At 61.4% G+C, this 2,643-nt stretch carries 2 protein-coding genes and 1 pseudogene; 2 read left to right on the forward strand and 1 reads right to left on the reverse strand.

The genetic code is table 11. From position 1 onward, the window contains the following. Positions 1–382: 382 nt before the first annotated feature. Positions 383–1,284: pseudogene (locus ACFX5Q_RS34650) on the reverse strand (LysR family transcriptional regulator). Between the two features lie 148 nt (positions 1,285–1,432). On the opposite strand from ACFX5Q_RS34650, the gene ACFX5Q_RS34655 reads away from it, so the two are divergent. Beyond that, positions 1,433–1,837: a RidA family protein gene (locus ACFX5Q_RS34655; RefSeq protein WP_404285040.1), complete on the forward strand. Its 405-nt coding sequence runs from the start codon at positions 1,433–1,435 to the stop codon at positions 1,835–1,837. A gap of 468 nt (positions 1,838–2,305) precedes the next feature. Continuing rightward, on the forward strand, positions 2,306–2,551 hold the full coding sequence (locus tag ACFX5Q_RS34660; RefSeq protein WP_404285041.1) for a hypothetical protein: 246 nt from the start codon (positions 2,306–2,308) through the stop codon (positions 2,549–2,551). Positions 2,552–2,643: the final 92 nt, after the last annotated feature.

A 2,643-nucleotide genomic window follows, 5' to 3' on the forward strand; every position in this document is an offset into this window, starting at 1 on the left:
CGGATAGCGCGTGTAGACCTCCGCTCCCGGCGTCGCCGGATTGATCTCGACATTGGCGTCGGGATAGAGCGTGGTGGCGAAGGAGGAGGTCTTCTTCGCTCGCGCTCCATCCGGACCATAGGCGAGCTCGGCAGCCTCGGGGCCGGAAGTGGTCCGACAGCTTCCGGAATGATGCTGTCGACAAGCTGCCGTTGCGTTGACGACCCAACTTGCGTCATCGCCTGCTTCAGCCTGACCGATCGAAACTGGTTATTGGCCAATGTAGGTCTTCCGCACTACGATCTGAGGCAGGACACTGGTTCGTTGGCGCATTAGGAATGAACTGAGCAATCCCAATCCTCTGGCCCACGACCAGTCATGGCGCGGCCCCTCGTCGCTCTGGTTAAGGTTCTCTCTTCCGCAGGTCTTTGACGACGTCGAGAAAAACCCGCAGTGCCGGCGGCACGGCTCGATGTCCGGGATAGTAGACCGCAACGTCTTCCGAAGCGGGCATCCACCTGGTTAGGACCTTGCGTATCCGTCCATCGGACATGGCCGCTTCGGCGGCCCAATCCGCCACATAGGCGATTCCTAGACCCTTTATTGCGGCTTCGACCATTAGCTCCTCGTCATCAAGAACGATGTGGCCGTTAGCGTCAATCACGAGTTCCTGGCCGGCGCGTTCGAACTCCCATCGATAGAATTTGCCGTTGGGCATCCGGTGGCCGATGCAATGGTGGCGCTGCAATTCCTCCGGGTTCCCGGCTCGCCGAAGCGGTCGAGATAGTCGGTCGAGGCGACACAGATGAACGTCAGGGGGCGTGCAAGCGGCACGGCGATCATGTCCTTGGGGACCGATCCGAGGAGGCGCACGCCGGCATCGAACCCGCTGGACACGATGTCGATGAGTCGCCCCTCGACGACGATGTCCAAAGTCACGTCAGGATGGAGCTCCGCCATCTGCGGTAGAACCCCGCGAACGAGAAACCCAACCACCAGTCGCGGTGCGTTGATGCGGACCGTTCCCGCAACATTGCCCCGGAACCCTGCGACGCTGTCGAGCGCCTCGTCCAGTGAGGCGAGCGCCGGCTGAAGGCGGCCGAGCAGTTGGAAACCGGCTTCCGTCGGCCAGACGCTGCGTGTGGTGCGGTTCAGAAGGCGCACGCCCATGCGTTCCTCGAGCGCTCGCATCGCATGGCTCAACGTGGAAGGCGCCGTGCCGATCTCGTCCGCTGCGCGGCGGAAGCTGCGGTGCGTGGCAACGGCCACGAAGGCTGTGAGATCGTTGAGGGACGGGCGGGACATTGATGGTAATTTTGCATCACCTCATGCCGATTTCAACGGCTAATGCGCGTAATGCGATTGCCTATCTCCTGCTTGTATCAACTCGGAGATCCCCCGGCCCGGCCCGCTGCCGGTCCGCTCCCATTATCAAGACAGAAAGGAACACGAAATGCCTGCACGTGACGCCATCTATCCGGCCAAACGCCACGCGTTATACGATATTCATCGATATTCCGCGGCCATTCGCTCCGGCGATCTTCTCTTCGTGTCGGGTCAGGTCGGGAGCCGTGAGGACGGCTCGCCCGAGCCCGTATTCGAGGATCAGGTTCGGCGGGCCTTTGCCAACCTGCGCGAGGTCTTGGCCGCCGCCGGGTGTAGATTCGATGACGTTGTCGACGTCACCACCTTCCACACTAACCCGGACGACCAGATCGCAACGGTGCTGGCCGTTCGGGCGGAAGAGATCGGCGGACCTCCCTATCCGAACTGGACGGCAGTAGGCGTCAACTGGCTTGCCGGCTTTGATTTCGAGATCAAGGTCATCGCCCGCATCCCTTCGACGACCAGCGGCTAGCCGGCGGACAAGGGCTGATCGCTCGCCCTGCAATTTCTGTACTGGCGATTGCTCGCAAAGACGCTAAGGGCAGCAGGGGAGCTTTCAGGCTCCCCATGCAAACGGCTTGCGAATGGGTCGACTCCGGCTAGGGCGCGAACGAGCGGTTAGGGAACGCGCCAGAAAAGGTCGGCTTGGTCCGCGCCCCGACCTACAGCTTCGCCGTCGGCGAAGTCTGCATTTGGGCAGCGGCAAGGGCACCCTCTACGGCCGACATGAGGCGCAAAGCAGCCCAAGGGGGAACCTGTCGAATAACCAGAGGGGGCGACATTCGACTGGACTTCATATGACAACGAAGCATTGGTGTTCCCAGCGCAGCAGAAGAGCAGAGGATTAAGACCGAGCAGAATCTCCAGCCCGCCAGGACAGCGGGCTTCGGTCAGTACAAGCGCCGGAATGGTCCGGGCTTCGAACTGACGGAGAATTGAAATGTCTATCCTCAACAACACCACTATGAAGGCCGACAATGCGGAAGCCGCCGATACGGCACCCAGCGTCGACAACAGCACCCCAACCCGGAAGCCGCGCGAGAAGTCCGGTGTGACCGTCTCGGTGATGGTCAAGAAGGCAAAGGACGAAGCGCCCGCGGCGCCGACCAAAGCAGATGAGGTGGATGGCTCCCGCTCCCGGCATCACAGTGCCACAGTGGGTTTGCTGTCAGGCAACCCGAGCTAAGGAGCCATCCGCCATGCAGATTACCACCGTGGGCCTTGATCTGGCCAAGCGCATTTTTCAAGTTCACGCCGTCGACGCGTCTGGAGACGTTG

The sequence above is a fragment of the Mesorhizobium sp. IMUNJ 23033 genome, assembly GCF_044778005.1.
Taxonomy (GTDB): Bacteria; Pseudomonadota; Alphaproteobacteria; order Rhizobiales; family Rhizobiaceae; genus Mesorhizobium; species Mesorhizobium amorphae_A.